The sequence below is a fragment of the Marinobacter albus genome (assembly GCF_030238305.1).
Lineage (GTDB): Bacteria > Pseudomonadota > Gammaproteobacteria > Pseudomonadales > Oleiphilaceae > Marinobacter > Marinobacter albus.
Genome location: NZ_JASSQD010000001.1, coordinates 1,437,774 through 1,456,741, shown reverse-complemented (window position 1 = coordinate 1,456,741; position 18,968 = coordinate 1,437,774). Strand labels below are relative to the sequence as shown.

General features: G+C 57.1%; 15 protein-coding genes and 4 tRNA genes. 6 read left to right on the top strand and 13 right to left on the bottom strand.

Going from position 1 to position 18,968, the window contains the following annotated elements:
* Position 1: 1 nt before the first annotated feature.
* From QQF73_RS06840 to QQF73_RS06810, 7 genes are all read right to left on the bottom strand, one after another.
* On the bottom strand, positions 2-1,390 hold the full coding sequence (locus QQF73_RS06840) for an alginate export family protein (protein WP_285367718.1): 1,389 nt from the start codon (positions 1,388-1,390) through the stop codon (positions 2-4).
* A 105-nt stretch (positions 1,391-1,495) separates the two neighbouring features.
* Entirely contained in the window at positions 1,496-2,875 is a 1,380-nt protein-coding gene (locus tag QQF73_RS06835) for a tetratricopeptide repeat protein (protein WP_219866230.1), read from the bottom strand.
* A 10-nt stretch (positions 2,876-2,885) separates the two neighbouring features.
* The gene (locus QQF73_RS06830; protein ID WP_219866231.1) at positions 2,886-4,058 is read right to left on the bottom strand and encodes a PilZ domain-containing protein; all 1,173 of its coding nucleotides are present in this window, start codon (positions 4,056-4,058) and stop codon (positions 2,886-2,888) included.
* 58 nt (positions 4,059-4,116) lie between these two features.
* Complete coding sequence (locus QQF73_RS06825; RefSeq protein ID WP_219866232.1) at positions 4,117-5,601, bottom strand: glycosyltransferase family 2 protein; 1,485 nt, start codon at positions 5,599-5,601, stop codon at positions 4,117-4,119.
* 70 nt (positions 5,602-5,671) lie between these two features.
* Positions 5,672-6,982, bottom strand: coding sequence for a nucleotide sugar dehydrogenase (locus QQF73_RS06820; protein ID WP_219866233.1), 1,311 nt, complete (start codon positions 6,980-6,982; stop codon positions 5,672-5,674).
* A gap of 524 nt (positions 6,983-7,506) precedes the next feature.
* A tRNA-Met gene (locus QQF73_RS06815) sits at positions 7,507-7,583 on the bottom strand.
* 101 nt (positions 7,584-7,684) lie between these two features.
* Positions 7,685-9,025, bottom strand: coding sequence for an acetyl-CoA C-acetyltransferase (locus QQF73_RS06810; protein WP_285367713.1), 1,341 nt, complete (start codon positions 9,023-9,025; stop codon positions 7,685-7,687).
* 179 nt (positions 9,026-9,204) lie between these two features.
* On the opposite strand from QQF73_RS06810, the gene QQF73_RS06805 reads away from it, so the two are divergent.
* Positions 9,205-10,611 (top strand): 3-oxoacyl-ACP reductase, encoded by a 1,407-nt coding sequence (locus QQF73_RS06805; RefSeq protein WP_219866235.1) that lies wholly within the window; start codon positions 9,205-9,207, stop codon positions 10,609-10,611.
* A gap of 44 nt (positions 10,612-10,655) precedes the next feature.
* Here the strand turns inward: QQF73_RS06805 and QQF73_RS06800 are convergent.
* The 6 genes from QQF73_RS06800 to QQF73_RS06775 all read right to left on the bottom strand — a co-directional run bounded on the left by QQF73_RS06800 (position 10,656) and on the right by QQF73_RS06775 (position 13,517).
* A tRNA-Val gene (locus QQF73_RS06800) sits at positions 10,656-10,731 on the bottom strand.
* A gap of 10 nt (positions 10,732-10,741) precedes the next feature.
* Positions 10,742-10,818: transfer RNA gene (locus tag QQF73_RS06795), tRNA-Asp, on the bottom strand.
* Between the two features lie 69 nt (positions 10,819-10,887).
* A tRNA-Val gene (locus QQF73_RS06790) sits at positions 10,888-10,963 on the bottom strand.
* 200 nt (positions 10,964-11,163) lie between these two features.
* Entirely contained in the window at positions 11,164-11,418 is a 255-nt protein-coding gene (locus QQF73_RS06785; RefSeq protein ID WP_219866236.1) for a hypothetical protein, read from the bottom strand.
* 103 nt (positions 11,419-11,521) lie between these two features.
* The gene (locus tag QQF73_RS06780; RefSeq protein ID WP_219866237.1) at positions 11,522-12,415 is read right to left on the bottom strand and encodes a DUF2846 domain-containing protein; all 894 of its coding nucleotides are present in this window, start codon (positions 12,413-12,415) and stop codon (positions 11,522-11,524) included.
* A 136-nt stretch (positions 12,416-12,551) separates the two neighbouring features.
* Positions 12,552-13,517: a hypothetical protein gene (locus QQF73_RS06775; protein WP_285367709.1), complete on the bottom strand. Its 966-nt coding sequence runs from the start codon at positions 13,515-13,517 to the stop codon at positions 12,552-12,554.
* Between the two features lie 184 nt (positions 13,518-13,701).
* Between QQF73_RS06775 and purE the strand changes: the two genes are divergently transcribed.
* The 5 genes from purE (at position 13,702) to QQF73_RS06750 (ending at position 18,966) form a co-directional block, all read left to right on the top strand.
* The gene (gene purE, locus QQF73_RS06770; protein WP_285367708.1) at positions 13,702-14,193 is read left to right on the top strand and encodes a 5-(carboxyamino)imidazole ribonucleotide mutase; all 492 of its coding nucleotides are present in this window, start codon (positions 13,702-13,704) and stop codon (positions 14,191-14,193) included.
* Positions 14,194-14,254: 61 nt separating this feature from the next.
* Entirely contained in the window at positions 14,255-15,373 is a 1,119-nt protein-coding gene (locus QQF73_RS06765) for a 5-(carboxyamino)imidazole ribonucleotide synthase (RefSeq protein ID WP_219866240.1), read from the top strand.
* 72 nt (positions 15,374-15,445) lie between these two features.
* On the top strand, positions 15,446-16,024 hold the full coding sequence (gene sodB / locus QQF73_RS06760; RefSeq protein ID WP_219866241.1) for a superoxide dismutase [Fe]: 579 nt from the start codon (positions 15,446-15,448) through the stop codon (positions 16,022-16,024).
* Positions 16,025-16,293: 269 nt separating this feature from the next.
* On the top strand, positions 16,294-18,354 hold the full coding sequence (locus QQF73_RS06755) for a putative bifunctional diguanylate cyclase/phosphodiesterase (RefSeq protein WP_219866242.1): 2,061 nt from the start codon (positions 16,294-16,296) through the stop codon (positions 18,352-18,354).
* Positions 18,355-18,378: 24 nt separating this feature from the next.
* Positions 18,379-18,966, top strand: a complete 588-nt coding sequence (locus QQF73_RS06750; RefSeq protein WP_218634918.1) for a LemA family protein — start codon at positions 18,379-18,381, stop codon at positions 18,964-18,966.
* Positions 18,967-18,968: the final 2 nt, after the last annotated feature.

Here is an 18,968-nt window from a genome sequence, read left to right as displayed (position 1 = left end):
CCTAAAATCGTTTGAGAAAATCGAGAAGAACGCGATGGCGGGCACTGTCGGCACCGCTACCGTACGCATCGCCAGGGAAAAACACCCCGGCCCGAAGCCGCACATCCATTGCGTGCCAGACCGGGCTACGATCCCCGAAATAGCCCACCACCAGATCCAGCGCCTGCCCGAGATCATCCGACTGAAGCGGCCGGGCCGGTTCGATGAGATCGGACTCGATAACGCCGTTTACATCGTTCGCCCAGAAGCGCTGGTAAATCAGGCTCGCGTCCCAGTGGTTGGCGCTATTCACCGAGGTATACACTGTGGCCGATTCAAGATTGCGCCACTCCGGCTGAAAGGCCTCACCAAAGCGCTGGACCAGCGATCGACTTCCGGTAAAACGTGAGCGGTTGCTCTCAATACCCGTCTGGCGAAAGCCATTACTGCTACCGGCATCGCCACCGCCTGACGCCATGGCCCAGTGACCACCCACCAACCAGCGGGGCGATTCAGCCAGTTGGACTCTGAGGCCCAGGTCTACCGCCCAGCCATCTACATCTTGTTCGCGGCGAGTGAATCCGCCGGTCGAATCGGACGAGCTGATGCTGCTCTGCTCGGAGCCGGTGACTGCCGCCAGAGTTGCCGAGTACTGCCAGCTTTCATTGGCACGCCAGTCGAAATAGCCGTTGTCAGCCGAAAGACCAATCCAGGTCAGGGAGGGATCACGCTCGCTCGCCACTTTGCCTCGAGTTGCGTAGTCAACGGCTTGATCGCCGTAACCCTCGGCGTGAGTCAGCAGCAAGCCGGCATAATGCCCGCTGCGCCATTGCCAGCGGCTGGCGGCAAAAAACCGGGCGATGTCCCGTTCCGGTTCAAGCACCCGTGGCTGATCGGTGCGCATTTCAGAAAACTTCTGGGCAATGCCAGCTGTGGACTGCAGAAGTGTGGTATTGAAAATCCAGCGGGCGAGCATAATGTCGTCGTCCCACCACAACCCAGTGGCTTCCTCAAGCCGCTCACGGCCAAAGCGCAGTGATTCGCCCGGGTAGTCGCTCAGGCCGCGATAATCCACCCACGCCTCTCGCAGAGCCAGAAAACCATCGGTCGGAGAGCCACCGGTTTCCTCGGTCACATCCACCACCCCGGTGGCCGCAAAGCCCTGCAACACAAGTTTGGCTCGCCACTTTGGCGCAAGTTGCCAGTACCACTCCGGTTTGATGTCAACCGCCAGATCGTTGGAATCGGTCTCCCCGCCGGGCGCCAGTCCAAGGCGACGATCGCCCTCACTGATCAGGCTTATCTGGGCGCGGGTGGACTGCACCAACAACGTGGGCCCTTCGTATGCCTCCGCTTGCTGTGGAGGTGCCTCCTCGTTGCTTGCGGAGTTTTCGCCTTTATCGACAGACACCGTTTCGTCTTGCCCGTAAACTCCGGCAGGCCACGCGGTCAGGCCAAATCCCCCAGCCAGGGACACAGCCATTATTAGCTTTTGGTGGCGCTTTAAGAGCATCCCCTAGCCTCCTCCAGCTATCGATTGCTGAAGCAAATCCAGAGGCTGCTGCTGGCGAGAGATCAGCTCCCGTTGGCTCAGTCGCTCCGCCTCCTGCCGCACACTCAAGGGCGTGGTCTGAGCCATTTCATCCAGTAGCTCGTGCGCCTGGGCCACCTCGCCTTCCAGAGCCAGAGTGGCGAACGACCAGGCGTAAACCGGATTGATGGCGACCCCCTTGCCTTCCCAGAACAGTCGGGCGAGCAGAAAGTCCGCCTTTGGATAGCCACGGCGGGCAGCCGAAAGCAGGTAATCGAGTGCTTTTCCGGGGTCGGGCTTGCCCAGATAGCCACGCTTGTAGATGCGTCCAATGGTGTAATCCGCTGCCGGATAGCGGGGCCTGGCCTCCTCTGCGTAGGCAAGGGCCTTCTGTGGATCCGCCGGTGCAATTCGTCCAAGTTCGTAAATTCGGGCCAGTGTCAGAGAGGCCCGAAGGTCGCCCGCCGTTCTCGCCTGTTCCAGCGCTCCCAGAATCACCTCAGAATCGGCAAGATAAGGGTTATCCAGAGCCAGCCGCGATGATTCGGTCAGGGCGGGCACGTGACCCGGAATCAACAATTGATAAAGCCGGTAACTCTCGCCCACTTTGGGGTTCGGGGCCTCATCACTGGCGAGGAACCCTGCAAACTGATACAGATCGGTATCGTCTATTTCGCCGGTTTCCCAGGCACTGCGGGCCTGCCGAATCAGACCATCCAGATCTGCTTCACGCCCCTCCTGCATATAAATGCGTGCCAGCACCGACATACATGCCGGCTCCGCCAGCACTGCCGGTGCGCACAGAGACTCAATCTCTGCCATGCGCGCATCAAACTCGCCCGTGAGCTGGTAGTAAAGGACCCGCGCATAGCTCGCCGACGGATTACCCTCAGACTCGCCTTGTTCAATCAACGCCAGAACATTCCGATGTGTAAATTCGGCAGGGTATTCCAGATACAGGTTGATCAGGGCGATCAAGGCGCTGTCGTCACCAGCTGCGAGCGACTGCCGCAGGTAGCTTTCAGCAACAGCCCGCTGCTCAGCGGTGGTGCCTTCCCGCGCATACAGCTTGCCAAGGCGCAGCCAGGCCCGCTCGCTGCCCTGCTCAGCAGCGTGGTGGTACCAGGTCAAAGCTGCTTCCAGTGCGGAAGCGCTGTCAGAGTCACGGTAGAAATCCCCAAGATCCACCTGGGCATCGGCAATGCCAAAGCCCGCCAGAGCCTCAAGCTGCGACTGGGCCCGGTCGGTCCTGCCCTGAGCCAAGTCCTGCTCCGCCCGATCCAGATCAGGCAGATCTCGCAGGCTGCTGCAGCCGGTGAGGGCACCGAGCAGCACTGCGACCATCCCCACCTCCCGCAATTTCATCACGCGCCCCTCAGGGATTACCCGCCGGCCCGGCCAGGACGGCATTTAGAACCGAGTTCTGAAACGGCTCAACAGTCACACGGATGGGGCGACCAATGGCGGATATTGGCAGTGGCTGGTTGGCCTCAATCAGGGTGTTGATCGCCGTGCCCGGCTGATTGGGCTGTCGGGCATCCACGTACAGCGCACTGATGGTCCCGGCCTGGGCTTCGCCACCGGGCAATTTCAATGTCACCGTCTGCCCTTCTTCAAGATGCTCTCCGTCCTCAAACTTGAAGCGGGCAATTACGTGGACACTGGCGTTTGCAGGGGCCAACAATGCCAGTTGATCCCCTTTGGCCATATAGTGATCCTTTGCCGGTCTGAGATTAGCCACGGTGCAATCACAGGGGCTGGTCAATGTACCGCGCACGCTCTGGCCTAACAGCTCCTCAATCTGTTCAACGGTGTAGTCGCCTTCTCCCAGGAGGTCAGCGACGTACGACAGCATGGGCGCATCGAAGGTGGCGATCACCGCACCCGCCTCGACCTGCTGCCCTGTTTTCACTAACGTGGTCACCCGAGCGTCCTTGGGCACGGTGATGGACACCTGTTCCGCGCCGACCATGGCAGACTCTGCCCGGGTAACAAAGTACATCTGCCACAATTGCCAGAGAACGAAGCTTGCCGCCCCCAGGCCTACCAACATGAATAACAGGCTGCCGATCAGGGCCCTGGCGCGGGCAAAGCCCCCCAAATCCTCTCCCCCCTTGTTTTTGCGGGTTCGGGTGAAGTTTTCCCGTGACAGTGTATTGAGCACGTCGCCGGCCGACACCACCTCACCACTTAGAAACGAGGTAATGACATACCGCAAGGTGGAGACTTCGCTCGCCCCCAGCTCCTGAAACTCATAACCATAGCGCCCCGCGTCGGAATCCTGGTTTTTGGGCACAAACCGGACTTCCATACCAAGGTCCAGCCCATCAATTTGAAACACCAGCCGGCCGCTATAGACCTGGTTTCGAGTGAGCTGATCATTCGGCTGTTTCAGGCTGAAGCCGCCGGCTGAAAGGTCGTGAATTGGAAGGGTGCGGGACTGACCGTCGATATCCACGACCAGCGTCGCCGGGATCTTCACCCTCGCATATTGCCGCTGAGCCTCGGATTCGTGGACGAGTTGCGGCTGAACCGCGGTAGTAGTCATCTTGGCTGTCCCCGTATGTTGTGTATCTACCCTAATCCGTTAGTCGCGTCGGCTTACGTCAAACGATTGCGACCGCCACCACCAGAAAAATGCTACCGGCAGCAAAAGTCATGACCCGCGACGACCAGCGATTGAAGCGCTGCTGAAACGAGGCGGTGTCGGCATTGAATTTGGTTTTCTGACGTGTCCAAGACTGCCGGTCGAGCCGGAAGAACACGTAAATCTTTACCAGCGACCCGAAAATCTGGTTGAAATACAGAATGATCGGAAACGCCGGACCAATCCGGTGGCCGCTGGCCGTCAGCAACAGCGTCAAAGCCAGGCGGGTCAGACCAATCCAGAGCAGATACATGATCAGTACTACGCCGGAATATTTGATGGCAGCGATAATCGCAGCGGTGGGTCCCAGAATCGTCGTCCACATGGAGATTCTCTGATCCCACAAGACGTAGCAGGTGAACCATCCAAGCCGGCTTGGACCCAGTTTGGTGGCCCGGGAATTCTGTCGCAGGTTGTTGCCGTACCAGCGGAACATCAGCTGGCGGGCCGAGCGCAAAAACCTGGGATCTGGCGGATGCTCAACGGTATTGATGGAGGCGTCAGGAACATAGAAGGTGTCGTAGCCAAGACGCATGACACTGAACCAGCTGGACTTATCGTCGCCCGTCAAAAACCGGAACTGCCCTAGTCGCCAGTGCCGGAGGTTGTCGTATTCAACGTCCGCAATAAATTCCGGCTGTGTGACAACGCTGGCACGAAACACGGACATCCTGCCGGTCAGTGTCAGAACCCGGCGTGATAACGCCATCGAGCACATGGCGACATGCCTCTGGGCGAAGCGGAGCTTGTGCCACTCGGACATCAGGTAACTGCCCTGAACCTCGCAAAATTCGTTGGTCGTCAGTGCGCCCACAGTCGGCATCAGTTTGAAATAAGGTGCGGTCCTGGCAACAACCCCCGGGTTAAGCACCGTGTCCCCGTCAATCACGGCAACAATGGCGTTATCATCGGGCAGATCCCGGGAGATAGCTCGAAAGCCGTACGCGAGGCCATCTCGCTTACCGGTACCGGGAATACGCACTACCTTCAGGCTTACGCGCTGAGACGGCTTCCGTTTGCGCCAGAGGGAACGCATGAGCATTTCGTCCGATAACTCGACGACCGACGCAACCACTGTGGTCGGCCATTCACTCCGCATGGCTTCGCAAATGATGGAATCGTATACCTGGGCGGTAGTTCGGCTATCGATACGAAAGCTGGTTACCATCAGATAAACATGGGACGGCGTGGCGGCGTCGCCAAGCAGCCGGGCCTGCCGACGGGCGAGGGGAAAGGAAACGTGTAGAAAGTACATTCCGCGGGCAAAGTGCATCAGTCCCACAGAGTATCGCCATAGACCAATGCTGCCGATCAACAGGATGAAGTGTGCGCCACCAGGTATGAAGAATTCCCGCGGCAGAGCCAACGCCATTAAACCGAGCAGGGCCAGATAGAAGCACCAGCCCCCAACCCGCGTCAGCCCGTTGTTTTCGAACCGGATCATGGCCCGTTTCTCCGGAAGCCGCCAACGGTCACGCGAGCCTTACGCCCGACCGTTGGCGGTGTCAGGTTGTTTACCAGCAGATCCCTACGGAAGTACCGTTTGACCGGGTTTTCATGAAACCAACCAGATCAACGACCTGCTTCCCTTCCGGAACCTCTGCCGCGATTGCTTCAAAGGACTGATCGTTGTTGCCCAGCACGATCACATCTGCCCACTCAATCACGTCGCGCAGCTCCTTCGCCAACAGCTCGGCGAGGTGCGGTATCTTGCCGTTGATGTATTCCTGATTGGCGCCAAAAGTGCGGGCCTGATCGACATTTCGATCAAATATCTGGAGCTGATAGCCTTTGCCAATTAACAGCTCGGACAACTCCACCAGTGGGCTCTCTCTCAGATCATCGGTATTTGCCTTGAAGCTCAGACCAAGCATCCCGATCTTGCGAGAGCCACATCCGGTAACAATATTGAAAGCGCGCCGGACCTGCTCGTTGTTGCTGTCCATGATCGAACTCAGCAACGGATGCCTTACATCCAGCTGATTGGCCCGGTAGGCCAGTGCTCGCACGTCCTTGGGGAGACAGGAGCCGCCGAAGGCGAATCCCGGACGCATGTAGTATCGGGATATGTTCAGCTTGCTGTCCTTGCACACCACGTCCATAACATCCCGGCCATCCACGCCCAGGGTTTTGGCAATGTTTCCAATCTCGTTGGCGAACGTCACCTTGGTGGCATGCCAGACGTTGCAGGTGTATTTGATCATCTCTGCAGTTTCGATCGTTTTGCGGACAATGGGTGCGTCGAGATCTTCGTAAAGACGAGCTAACAGGTCGCCAGACTGCGTATCAAGTTCACCAATCACCGTCATTGGCGGATGATCAAAATCGTGAATCGCTGTGCTTTCTCTCAGGAACTCCGGATTCATGCACAGACCGAACTCCCAACCAGCCTTTTTGCCAGAATGCTCTTCGAGAATCGGAATGATCAATTCGCTCACCGTGCCTGGCAGCACGGTGCTGCGTACCACAACCAGATGCCAGCTATCTTTGTCTTTGAGCGCTCGACCAATCTCCTGGCAGACCCGCTCCACGAACTGTAACTCGAGGCCTCCGTTGGGTTTGCTCGGCGTGCCCACACAGATCATGGAAAGCTCTGTATCATGAACCGCTTTGTAGCCGTTCAAGGTCACTTCGATATAACCTTCTGCCCTGCCGGACTGCAGCAAGCTCTCCAGTCCTGGCTCCACAATCGGAGAAATGCCGTCGTTTATCAGACCTAGCTTTGATGGTGAAACATCTACCCCTGTTACGTTGTGGCCTCGTTTTGCCAAACACGCCGTGCACACGACGCCGACGTACCCCATCCCAAAGATGCTAATTTTCATTCGAATCCCCCGATGCTCTGACCATAAACGTCGTTAACGGGAGGTATCACTCCTCCCAAAAGAGTCTGGATCAGCCAACTACCTGTTCGGCACGCACTTATGCACGGTCACATGGACTCGATGCGCGGATCAAACGACAGCGCCGTCGGACTATCACAATTTTACGGGGGCTTTTTTGACGGGGTTCACATTTTTGAAATGTGGTGAAAGATTAAATATTAATAAACTTACATTTTGTAACACTCTATGTTTTCGAAATTTGTGGGCACATCACCTGCCCAGAATCCGATTTATTCAGCAAGAATATTACGTTTCTTTCACAAAAATGCGATTTGCGCAGTTTTTGCTCCTTTATAGAAGCCCTTTCCATTTCAAACGGAATCAAAGAGTCAGAAAATTTTCAGGAAAGAAAAAACTGGACGGGTCAGAAAAAATAAAGTTGCCCCGGTATTCCTCGGAAAGGGGCGCGCGTCCATAAACGAAAAAGGCAGACCGGTAAACTACCGATCTGCCTTTCTCATATATGGTAGCGGGGGCTGGATTCGAACCAACGACCTTCGGGTTATGAGCCCGACGAGCTACCAGACTGCTCCACCCCGCATCAAAACTGGTTGTTTTCTCGGGGAATCCCCCGATCAACGTGGCGCGCATAATAAGGGCTGAAGCCTAGCCTGTCAAAGCTAAATTGGAATTTTCCGGAACTCAGCGCTCCAGGATGGCAGTAACCCCCTGACCACCGGCCGCACAAATGGAAATCAGGCCGCGCCCAGTGCCCTTCTCTTCGAGCAACTTCGCGAGGGTGGCGACGATGCGCCCACCGGTAGCGGCAAACGGATGTCCTGCTGCGAGACTGCTGCCCTTGACGTTGAGCTTGGAGCGATCAATGCTCCCCAGAGGCTTATCAAGACCCAGGCGGTCCTTACAGAACTCCGGATCTTCCCATGCCTTGAGCGTGGACAGCACCTGCGAGGCAAAGGCCTCGTGAATCTCGTAAAAGTCAAAATCCTGAAGGCTCAACCCGGCTTTATCCAGCATTCTCGGTACCGCGTATGCCGGCGCCATGAGCAAGCCTTCTTTCTTCTCCACAAAATCCACCGCTGCGACCTCAGAGAAGGTCAACCAGGCTTTGACCTCGTAGTTGTTCGCTTTGGCCCATTCCTCACTGGCTAGCAGCACACAGGACGCCCCGTCGGTCAGGGCGGTGCTGTTGGCCGCGGTCATGGTGCCGTTGTCGCGGTCGAAACAGGGTTTCAGGGTGGCCAGTTTCTCCAGCGAAGTATCCGGGCGCAGTATGTTATCCCGCTCCAGACCGGCCAGGGGTGTCATCAGATCTACGAAGAAGCCCTCTTCATAGGCCTTTGCCAGCTTATGATGGCTCTCCATCGCCAACTGGTCCTGATCTTCACGGGCAATTCCCCACTCCCGAGCTGTCACCTGGGCATGGTCCCCCATGGACATACCGGTACGAGGCTCCCCGTTCTCCGGAAACTCAGGAACCAGGTGCCCCGGACGGAAGCGAGCAAGTATCTTCAGCCGCTCTTTTGCCGTCTTCGCCCGGTTGAGATCCAGAAGGATCTCCCGCAGCCCCTCGCCCACGCCAATCGGGGCATCGGACGTGGTGTCCGCACCGCCGGCAATACCGCATTCGATCTGCCCCAGAGCGATCTTGTTAGCTACCAGAATGGCCGCCTCGAGCCCCGTACCACAGGCCTGCTGAATGTCGTAGGCCGGCGTCTCAGCGGCTAGGCCGCAACTGAGCACCGATTCCCGGGTCAGATTGAAGTCGCGGGAATGCTTGATCACCGCACCGGCAGCCACTTCACCGAGACGCTGCCCCTGAAGGCTGTAGCGATCAACCAGGCCCCGCAGCGCGGAGGTCAGCAATTCCTGGTTGCTGATCTTGCTGTAGGCGGTATTCGATTTGGCGAACGGAATCCGGTTACCACCAATAATGGCAACACGACGGACGCCATTGCTGGAGGACGCGGACTTTTTTGCCGGTGCGGGCGCTTTCTTTTGAGTGGTTTTCGATGCCTGTGCCATGATGATGTCCTTGCTGGAAGTGTTTAACCTGAAAGCAGTCTAACCCGAAAGACTAGTCGCTCATTGGCATGCCTGACAATGAGCCCCATGCGTTGAGTCAATACAAAAACTGGCCGATTCTTTACCCTGTAGGTCGATTCGCATCCAAGATGCCCCATAGCAACCACAAGGAAGAACCTATGTCTGACCTCTACCTTAAATTCGTCAATACGCCGGTGGGCAAGACCGCTGCCCAATCGCTGGGCCTGCCCTCCCCGGTTCCGCTTAAACGTCTGCAGCGCCCGGACCAGCCGTTTATCGAGGGTGACGTGCTCATCGGTGCCGGCACCGGCGGTAAAGTCGTTTCAACACTGGGCAGCATTCTGGGCGCCAGTGCGGCTAACCTGCATCATGCCGCCGGCGTGGATTCGCTCACAGACTCGGCAAAGGCGGGCAACAAGGCCAAAGCGCTGGACCTGTCCCAGAGCGTCGAGCAGACCTTTTCCGCCCTGATCTTCGACGCCACCGGCCTCAAGAATCCCGACGAACTGAGAGCGGTGTACGACTTCTTCCATCCGACCATCAAGAAACTCACTGGCAATGCTCGGGTCCTGGTGATTGGCCAGAACCCGAGCACTTGCCGGAAAGCACCCCAGGCCGCCGCCCAGCAAGCCCTGGAAGGATTCGTGCGAAGCGTCGGCAAGGAGATCGGAAAGAAAGGCTCAACCGCTAACCTCGTCCGGATAGCGCCCGGAGCAGAGAAACAGCTGGACTCTACCGTTCGCTTTTTCCTGTCCGTCCGTTCTGCCTATGTTTCGGGCCAGGTTGTCCGCGTCGGTAAGAGCACAGCCGCGCCGGCCACCAGTCCGGTTAACCCCCTGACCGGCAAGGTCGCGCTGGTAACCGGCGCTTCACGCGGAATCGGCGCCGCCATTGCCCAGACTCTGGCCCGGGACGGCGCCACCGTGGTTGGACTGGATATCCCTCCTGCGATGGCCGAACTGCAGAAGGTGACCGATGCCATCAACGGCAAGGCCCTGGCCTGCGACATCACTGACAAGGCTGCGCCCAAGCTGATTGCGGATTTCATCCAGGAACACTTCGAGGGTGTCGATCTGGTCATCCACAACGCCGGCATCACCCGCGACAAGACCCTCGGCAATATGCCCGAGCATTTCTGGGACATGACCATTGCCGTCAATCTGAGTGCTGAAGAGTTCATTGACGAAGAACTGGCTCACCGGGAATTGCTGCGCGAAAACGGACGTATTGTGTGCATTTCTTCCATCAGCGGGATTGCCGGAAACTTCGGGCAGACCAACTACTCAACAGCCAAGAGCGGCGTCATTGGTTACGTGGAAGCGATGGCGAAACAGTTGAAGAATGGCATCACCATCAACGCCATTGCTCCGGGGTTCATCGAAACCCAGATGACCGCATCAATGCCGATGACCATCCGAGAAGCTGGCCGACGAATGAACAGCCTGTCCCAGGGCGGCCTGCCTGTCGATGTTGCCGAAGCCATTGCCTGGTACTGCAATCCGGCATCCAATGGTGTCAATGGCAACGTGGTGAGGGTTTGCGGCCAGTCGCTGATTGGCAAGTAGGCAATAAAAAAGGCAGGCCCGAGGGCCTGCCTTTTCAGGAATTCTGGTGGGTGGTGCAGGGATCGAACCTGCGACCCTCGCCTTGTAAGGGCGATGCTCTCCCAGCTGAGCTAACCACCCGGGAATAAAATGGCGGAGCGGACGGGACTCGAACCCGCGACCCCCGGCGTGACAGGCCGGTATTCTAACCAACTGAACTACCGCTCCGCATCAATTCTGACCCTGAGGGTCCGAACCTAAAACCGGATGGGGTGATCCGGTGATGCACTTTGAAAGTGGTGGGTGGTACTGGGATCGAACCAGTGACCCTCGCCTTGTAAGGGCGATGCTCTCCCAGCTGAGCTAACCACCCACTTTCGGGCTTTCCATCTTGGAAACCTTTCAAAGGCCTCACTTGCAACGCCAGGCGCTGATTGCCGAAGCAGACTTGCTGTCTCGACCAAGTGAGACGCGCATTTTAAGCATTTCACTGACGGTGTCAAATGTTTTCCGGGAAAAACCCTAAAAAACTTCCAACCCCTTAAGAATCGGGCATTTTTTAAGCAATCAGTATTATTTGACAACCGTCTTCCGAGAGCTTTTGACAACCTTTAAATTCGATCGCCCCTGCCCCGCCTGCTCGGCTTTCTGGCGCAACGACAGCTCGCTGACTTTGGAGCGCCGATGCTCCGGAACCGCACGATTGGCCAGCGAGCAATTCAGCTCATCCAGCCGTTTCCGGACATCTTTCCAGGCGCCCTGCAACTGAGGCACTACCTCGTCGGCAAGCTTCTCAAGCCGGCCCTGTAACGAATCCTTAAAGGACATGGTTTTGACTTCCTGAATGTTTCAACCGATGTCAGTGTAGTAACCGTAACCCGACTCGACAATTGTGAAATCGATCACATTCCCTGTCGCTTGGGCCAATCCGTCAAAAGATCCACCAGCCTCCACCCGATTCCGCTTCTTCCCGGCGCTCCCGCTCGAGCTCGAGCTGCGCGTACTCCCGTTCGAGCTGCTCCATCTTTTCCTCGGATTCCAGGGGAACCGTGGGGCCACCACCGAAAGGCCAGAACCAGGACGCTGATTCGTATTTGCCCTCTTCTTTCAGGCGTTCAATTTCCAGTTCCCGCTCCTCTTCCAGCATCACCATCTTGCGCTCGTAGTCCATGTCCTCGTTGGTCTCAACGATCGAGGTCGCCGCATGGTTTGGGGCGAGGAGATCGCTGTTGAGGAAGCGTGTGCTGACAATCTCACCCGCCTGCATGGCATACCGCCGTGTAACCAGCTGCAAGTCGCCCTGGGCCAGCGGATGCTCTGGATCCAGATCCGGATGGGCCTGTTCGGGCTCCGTCAGTTCGTTGTAACGCAAGTAGTAGATCTTCCCTGGCTCAACCCTCAGGGCAGCGTCGGCAATCAGACTCAGGCTGAACGAGTTCAGGCCTTCCAGTCCCAGCAGCGGGCGCCGCATGGCAATGTGCCGCTCGCCCGGGCTGACTTCAAGCCAGGTATAGCTGTCGTTGCGAATATTGAAATAGTGCTTGTCGTCGATGTAGACGCTGGGGGATTCGATTTCATCGGCCGCCCATTGGGAGTGGGTGCGATAGAAGTAGAGCAGAGCGTTCTCCCGGTCCCATTCATCGTCAGGGATGTGTACGAAATCGGGACCAGAGACCGGGTGCAGGAACGCGCCCACGCTCTTGCCGATGGACTGATAGATCGTACAACCGGAGCTGAGCAGCAGCACTGACGCAAGCAGGACCCTGGCGGCCAGCGCAGGCAACGAGATACCAGCCGAAACGGCTGGGGGCGTTTGGGTTTTCATTGTTGTTCACTCTTCATCTTTCCGCGAGTAGCCTGATGATAACAACTGCTCGCGGTCAGAAATGAGAGCTACCGCAAAGGGATGAATACAATCCGTTACAAACGACCCAAGCGCCGGGGGACCCCGTTCCCAAGCCTCAGTTGCGGGACACCTGAGATCGCAGCATGTTCACTTCTTCAGACAGACGAACCAGGCGCGACGTCATTTGGGCCCTGGAAGAGTCTATTGCCTGAACCGTGCGCTTGAGACTTGCCACCTCGTTCTGCAGCGACCTGACACTGCTCTCGCCAGCAAAGCCATCCGACGTCTTTTCAAGGGCGGTGATACGGCCTTCCATGCCGCTGATGCCCAACTTCTGTTCCTGCTCGAAACGACGGATGCGATTGTCAATCACCTGATCCACATCAGCCATCTGCTGACTGAGGCTGGTCAACTGATCCGTGGCCTGCCGCGTGGATTCCTGAAGTGCAACGATGGACGTTTGGGTCTGTTCTTTCAGCGCGGCAATGTCGGCGGACAATGAACGGTTCACCTGATCGACCGAGGTTTCCAGCGCTGCCAGCGCCTCCGCGTTTTCTGCGAGGCCCTGTTCGATGGCGGACAACCGTTCCTGATGCTCATTCAATCGCGCCTTGTTCCGCTCATTTGCCACGACCCACAGCTTCCCGATTTCGCTGTTGGCAGATTTCAGAGCTTTGTCATGGGCCGCAATCTGCTCCGAAAGCGAGGCGCCACGTTCCTGCAGACTTTCTCCGGTTTCCGACAGCTCCCCTTCGAATCGAGCCAGCGCCAGCTTGCTTTGCCGGGCCCAATAATCCGCCTCCTCCAACTGCCCTTCCAGAGCCTCGATCCTTTTATTCTGCGAATACCAGCCGCCGAGTGCGGCCCCGGCAACCGCAATTAAAACGAGCCACAAAAGCGACTTTCCGCCACGGCCGGCGCCCTTTCCCCCTCCCTTTCCGGAACCATCATCCCTGGACGGCTTCCTTCCACCACCCCGGGAGGAGCCTTCTGTTTTTGCCTGCTCCGAATCCCCGCGCTCGGCGCGGATAATCGGGGTCTCGGATCTGAGTTCATCGTCATCTGGGCGGATTGGTTCCATTACAACTCCTGAATATGGACGGGCCTTACCTCAAGACCCGATAATACATGCACTTATAAACTTGGTGAAATGGAGCCCTGATTTTCCCGCGCGGGACAATTCGCGGAGCGGTCAGGCTTTGTTGCATGGTAAGTAGCCAAAACATACAATGGCCGGCTTTCCAATTATCACAGGACCGTTGCTTATGCAGCCGCTTGTAGGACTCATCATGGGCTCCAAATCGGACTGGCCCACTATGGAACACGCCGCGCAGATGCTTGAGAAGCTTGGCGTCGCCTACGAAACCAAAGTGGTCTCGGCTCACCGCACGCCCGACCTGCTGTTCGATTATGCCAAGACTGCCTCGGACCGGGGCCTGAAAGTGATTATTGCCGGTGCCGGCGGTGCCGCACACCTTCCGGGCATGGTCGCCTCACAAACCTCCCTGCCGGTTCTGGGGGTTCCTGTCCAGTCCAAGGCACTCAACGGTCTCGACTCGCTGCTATCCATTGTCCAGATGCCGGGCGGCATTGCGGTAGGCACCCTGGCCATTGGCAAAGCGGGGGCAACCAATGCCGGCCTGCTCGCCGCCCAGATTGTGGGCACCGCCAACGACGACGTTCGCAAGGCCGTTGACGCATTCAGGGCCTCCCAGACGCAAACGGTTCTGGACACCCCGGATCCGAGGCAACAGTAAAACATTGCGACGTCGCTCGAACTGAACGCTTAATTTGCCGCACGATGGCAGGAGAATGAAGATGAGAATTGGTGTCTTAGGTGCAGGCCAACTTGGACGCATGCTCGCCCTCGCCGGTTACCCGCTGGCCAAGACCTTTGTTTTCTATGACATGTCAGGCAGCCCAAGCGCCGGACTCGGGGAAGTCATTATTGATCGCGAAGGGCAATATCAGGACGACTTCCTGTCACGGGTAGACCGTGTCACCTACGAATTCGAGCACCTGCCGGTGAGTGTAGCCGAGAAGCTGGCCGAAGTTAAACCGGTTCACCCCTGCCCACGCGCCCTTCAGGTCTGCCAGAACCGGGAACTGGAAAAGACGCTGTTCGGTCAACTGGGCATCCCCACCCCGGCGTGGCGAATCGCCGACAGCGCTGAATCTCTTCGGGCTGCAGCCGAAGAGCTTGGCTGCCCGGTTGTGGCGAAGTCCAACACGGAAGGGTATGACGGCAAGGGCCAGGCGGTACTCCGCAGTCCCGAGGATGCAGCCGACGCCTGGGCCTCTATCGGACACCCACGGCTGATTGTCGAGAAATTTGTCGACTTCACCCGCGAAGTGTCCATGATCGCAGTGCGTGCAGAGGATGGGGACGTGGCCTTCTATCCGATGACGGAAAACACCCATCACGAGGGTATTCTTCGATATTCCATCGCACCTGCGCCTGATCTGGACAGGTCGATCCAGGAAGATGCCGAGCGGCATATTCGTGCCTTACTGAACGAATTGAACTACGTTGGCGTACTGACTCTCGAGCTGTTCGAAACGGAAAACGGGCTGATTGCCAACGAAATGGCGCCGCGGGTCCACAACTCCGGTCACTGGACCATCGAAGGCGCGATGACAAGCCAGTTCGAGAATCACATCCGGGCTATAAGCGGACACCCTCTCGGTAACACGGAACCGCGGGGCCTCAGCTGCATGATCAACATCATTGGTGAGCACGGTGAGCTGAACCGCATACTTGAACTGCCGTACGCGCATTTACACCTCTATAATAAGGGGGAGCGTCCGGGCCGAAAGCTTGGCCACGTAAACATTCTGGCAGACAGCTATGAGGAACTGGTCTGGCGCGTCCGTAACTGCGCACAGTTCCTTCCGGGCAGCCCGGAGTTTAAAAGTTCTTTAACACCAAGGGGTTGATATAGCTCAAATCGCCCTTATATTGGCCCACTGTACATCCACATAAAACAGAGAGACAGGGAGAACGACCTCATGGCATTTGAACTTCCCGCACTACCCTATGAAAAGAACGCCCTGGAACCGCACATCTCCCAGGAAACCCTTGAGTACCATTATGGCAAACACCACAACACCTATGTGACCAAGCTCAACGGCCTGGTCGAAGGTACGGACAATGCCAACAAATCTCTTGAAGACATTATCAAGAGTGCCAGCGGCCCGCTGTTCAACAACGCCGCACAGGTCTGGAACCACACCTTCTACTGGAACTGCCTGAGCCCGAATGGCGGTGGTGCACCGACTGGCGCTGCCAAGGACGCTATCGAGAAAGCGTTTGGTTCGTTCGAAGACTTCAAGAAAGAGTTCAACGACAAGGCCGCCAACAACTTCGGTTCTGGCTGGACCTGGCTCGTCAAGAAGGCCGACGGCAGCGTGGCCATTGTTAACACCAGCAACGCGGAAACCCCGCTGACCGGTGCAGACAAGCCCGTACTGACCGTCGACGTGTGGGAGCACGCCTACTACATCGACTATCGCAACTCCCGCCCGAACTATCTGGAAGCCTTCTGGAATCTGGTCAACTGGGATTTCGTAAACGAAAACCTGGCCTGATCAGACATGCAGAATGACTGACAGACCGCAGCTGAAGACCGCTGCAACACAAACGCCCGCGCCGTAGCGGGCGTTTGTGTATCCAGGGGAACGAAAACCTAACAAATTGATACACGCCCACCCTGCATTCTCTGAAAAAATCGCCGATACTCAACGAGGTTACGCCGACTCTGGACCATACTTACAAGCCAGCCGGGCGCGTAGCTCCCGAAGTCTTGGAAATTATGCGACCATGACCTCCCGAAGAAACGGATGACAAACAGGCCTGAATGAAAAACTCCTTCGAGGTTGAACATCGCCTGGGCTATCGTATTTTTTGGTGGATTTTTGCCATAGCCCTCCTGAGTGGCGTCCTAGTCAGTACCGTACAGGTTATCCTGGACGCTAGGCGTGTCTCCATGGACCTCGACAGTCAGGCGGACCAGACCATTTCCATGGTCAGGGACGCGGCAACACAGGCTGTCTTCAGCATCGATTCGGAACTGGCGCAGCAAGTGGTTGATGGCCTTTTTGCCCGGGAGGCCGTGCGCATGGCCCGAATCGCCCATCCTGACGGTGAGGCCCTGGGCAACCGGAACCGACCACTGCAACAAACAACCTTCCGCCCCGTCACTGACCCGATTTTTGAACCCGAAAGACTGTATCGCACTCCCCTCGTTCGCGATGGCGATCCGAATACTGTGTACGGGTACCTTGAGGTCCATTACGACACGGCTCCCGCAGCGAAAACCTGGCTTAATCGGGCGACTGTTACTTTTGCCTCCGGCGTGGCAACGGCGCTGATTCTCGGAATGGTCCTCTACTTCGTGTTCCACCTGCTTCTGACCCGCCCCCTCCTGCGCATTGTCCGCTCGGTCAAGCAGGTAGACCCGGAACACCCGGATGATCGCCTAGTGACCATTCCGGCGGGACACCAGCGTGACGAACTGGGGCTCTGGGTCAACGCCACCAACAATCTGTTGGTGGCCATTGGTGACAGTCAGACACGCCATCGTGAGGCGGAGGACAGGGTCAGCCGACTTTCACGCTACGATCAACTCACGGGCCTTCCGAGCCGCGACACCTTTATGGAGCTGCTGGAACGGGACATACAGGAAGCCAGGAAGCGCAATAGCGTTCTATCCCTGATGGTCTGCGGCATAGACGACTTCAAATCCGTTAACGAACAGTGCGGCTTCCGCACCGGCGACATCATATTGCAGATCATCGCAGACAGACTTGTCGCCAAGCTCGGAAGCACCCGCTTCACCATCGCCCGGCTTGGCAGTGACCAGTTCGTTATTGTGGAAAAAGGCCTGCGGGACGGGTTCCAGGCGGCAGACACGGCCGAACGAATTCTCGCGTGTATCGGGGAACCGATGCTGGTCGAAGAACAGAATGTTGCGACCACTGCAACGCTGGGTGTGGCATTGTTCCCCTCAGACACCGACAAGGCGGACCGGTTACTGCAAAGCGCAGAGCAGACCATGACACTGGCGAAACAGAACGGGAACGATCACTTCCAATTCTATGTTGCCAGCATTGATCAGGAAATCCGGGACCGGAAGCAACTTGAGAAAGACCTCTCCCAGGCTCTTGCCAGCCATCAACTCCACCTTGTCTATCAGCCCCAGATCAATCTTGAGAGCAAACGGGTTATTGGTGCAGAGGCCCTGCTTCGTTGGGACCACCCGGTACGAGGGCTGGTACCCCCGGACGATTTCATTCCGGTCGCGGAGTCCAATGGAACCATCGTCGAGATAGGGCAATGGGTACTCGAACAGGCTTGCTGGCAGGCAGCCCGCTGGGCGGCCGAAAGCACGCCACTGCGTATCGCGGTTAACCTGTCAGCGGTGCAACTGCGTCAGGACAACATCGTCAACGATATTCTGGAAACCCTTCAGCGTCACAATATCCCGGCCGGACGGCTGGAGCTGGAGGTCACCGAGACCAGCTTCATGACCAACCTTTCGGATGCCGTGGAAAAGCTGCATCGCCTGAGCAAGGCGGGGATCAGCATCGCGGTGGACGATTTTGGCACCGGTTACTCGTCCCTCACCTACCTGAAGCAGATGCCGGTCCAGCACCTCAAGATCGACAAACAGTTCATCCGCGATCTATTGGTGAACGAAGAAGATACCAGAATTGCCAACACCATTATCGACCTCGGAAAGAGCCTGAACCTTTCCGTTGTCGCAGAAGGTGTGGAAACTGCAGAACAGGAGTACTACCTGAGCCAGCGGGGTTGTCAACTGGCCCAAGGATATTATTTCAGCAAACCACTTCAACCACGCGAATTTGAGACCTTTGTTAAGGGATTTCACGAACAGTTCGCAGAGAATAACGCCTAAACCTTAATCCCCCAAGGAGTAGCCATGGGAACTACCGTTATCGGTTTGATTGTTATCGCCGTCGCAGTGATCTATCTGGTTTTTATCTATAACCGCCTTGTATCGCTGAGAAACCAGTTCAAGAATGGCTTCGCTCAGATCGATGTCCAGCTGCAGCGCCGCCACGACCTGATCCCTAACCTTGTAGAGGCTGCCAAAGCCTACCTGGACCATGAAAAGTCGACTCTCACCCAGGTGATGGAAGCTCGAAACAACGCCGTCAGCGCCCAAAAGGATGCAGCCCGCGACCCCGGTGACGGCACAAAGATCCAACGCCTGGGCAGCGCTGAAAATCTGCTGACCAAGGCCCTCGCCAACTTCTATGCGGTGGCAGAGAACTATCCGGACCTGAAAGCCAACGAAACCATCCAGCAATTGATGGAGGAACTGTCCAGCACCGAAAACCGAGTCGCCTTTGCCCGCCAGGCCTACAACGATGGTGTTATGAGCTACAACATCTTCCGCGAGCAGTTCCCCAATAACTTCATCGCCGGGATGTTCGCCTTCAAGGAAACCTCGCAACTTGAGCTCGAGTCACCGGAGGCCCGACAGGCCCCAAAAGTCGCTTTCTGATG

Coding starts and splice junctions, on each gene's coding strand:
- QQF73_RS06835 (WP_219866230.1), bottom strand. CDS start 2,875: ATGAAATTGCGGGAGGTGGGGATGGTCGCAGTGCTGCTCGGTGCCCTC.
- QQF73_RS06830 (WP_219866231.1), bottom strand. CDS start 4,058: ATGACTACTACCGCGGTTCAGCCGCAACTCGTCCACGAATCCGAGGCT.
- QQF73_RS06825 (WP_219866232.1), bottom strand. CDS start 5,601: ATGATCCGGTTCGAAAACAACGGGCTGACGCGGGTTGGGGGCTGGTGC.
- QQF73_RS06820 (WP_219866233.1), bottom strand. CDS start 6,982: ATGAAAATTAGCATCTTTGGGATGGGGTACGTCGGCGTCGTGTGCACG.
- QQF73_RS06810 (WP_285367713.1), bottom strand. CDS start 9,025: ATGGCACAGGCATCGAAAACCACTCAAAAGAAAGCGCCCGCACCGGCA.
- QQF73_RS06805 (WP_219866235.1), top strand. CDS start 9,205: ATGTCTGACCTCTACCTTAAATTCGTCAATACGCCGGTGGGCAAGACC.
- QQF73_RS06785 (WP_219866236.1), bottom strand. CDS start 11,418: ATGTCCTTTAAGGATTCGTTACAGGGCCGGCTTGAGAAGCTTGCCGAC.
- QQF73_RS06780 (WP_219866237.1), bottom strand. CDS start 12,415: ATGAAAACCCAAACGCCCCCAGCCGTTTCGGCTGGTATCTCGTTGCCT.
- QQF73_RS06775 (WP_285367709.1), bottom strand. CDS start 13,517: ATGGAACCAATCCGCCCAGATGACGATGAACTCAGATCCGAGACCCCG.
- purE (WP_285367708.1), top strand. CDS start 13,702: ATGCAGCCGCTTGTAGGACTCATCATGGGCTCCAAATCGGACTGGCCC.
- QQF73_RS06765 (WP_219866240.1), top strand. CDS start 14,255: ATGAGAATTGGTGTCTTAGGTGCAGGCCAACTTGGACGCATGCTCGCC.
- sodB (WP_219866241.1), top strand. CDS start 15,446: ATGGCATTTGAACTTCCCGCACTACCCTATGAAAAGAACGCCCTGGAA.
- QQF73_RS06755 (WP_219866242.1), top strand. CDS start 16,294: ATGAAAAACTCCTTCGAGGTTGAACATCGCCTGGGCTATCGTATTTTT.
- QQF73_RS06750 (WP_218634918.1), top strand. CDS start 18,379: ATGGGAACTACCGTTATCGGTTTGATTGTTATCGCCGTCGCAGTGATC.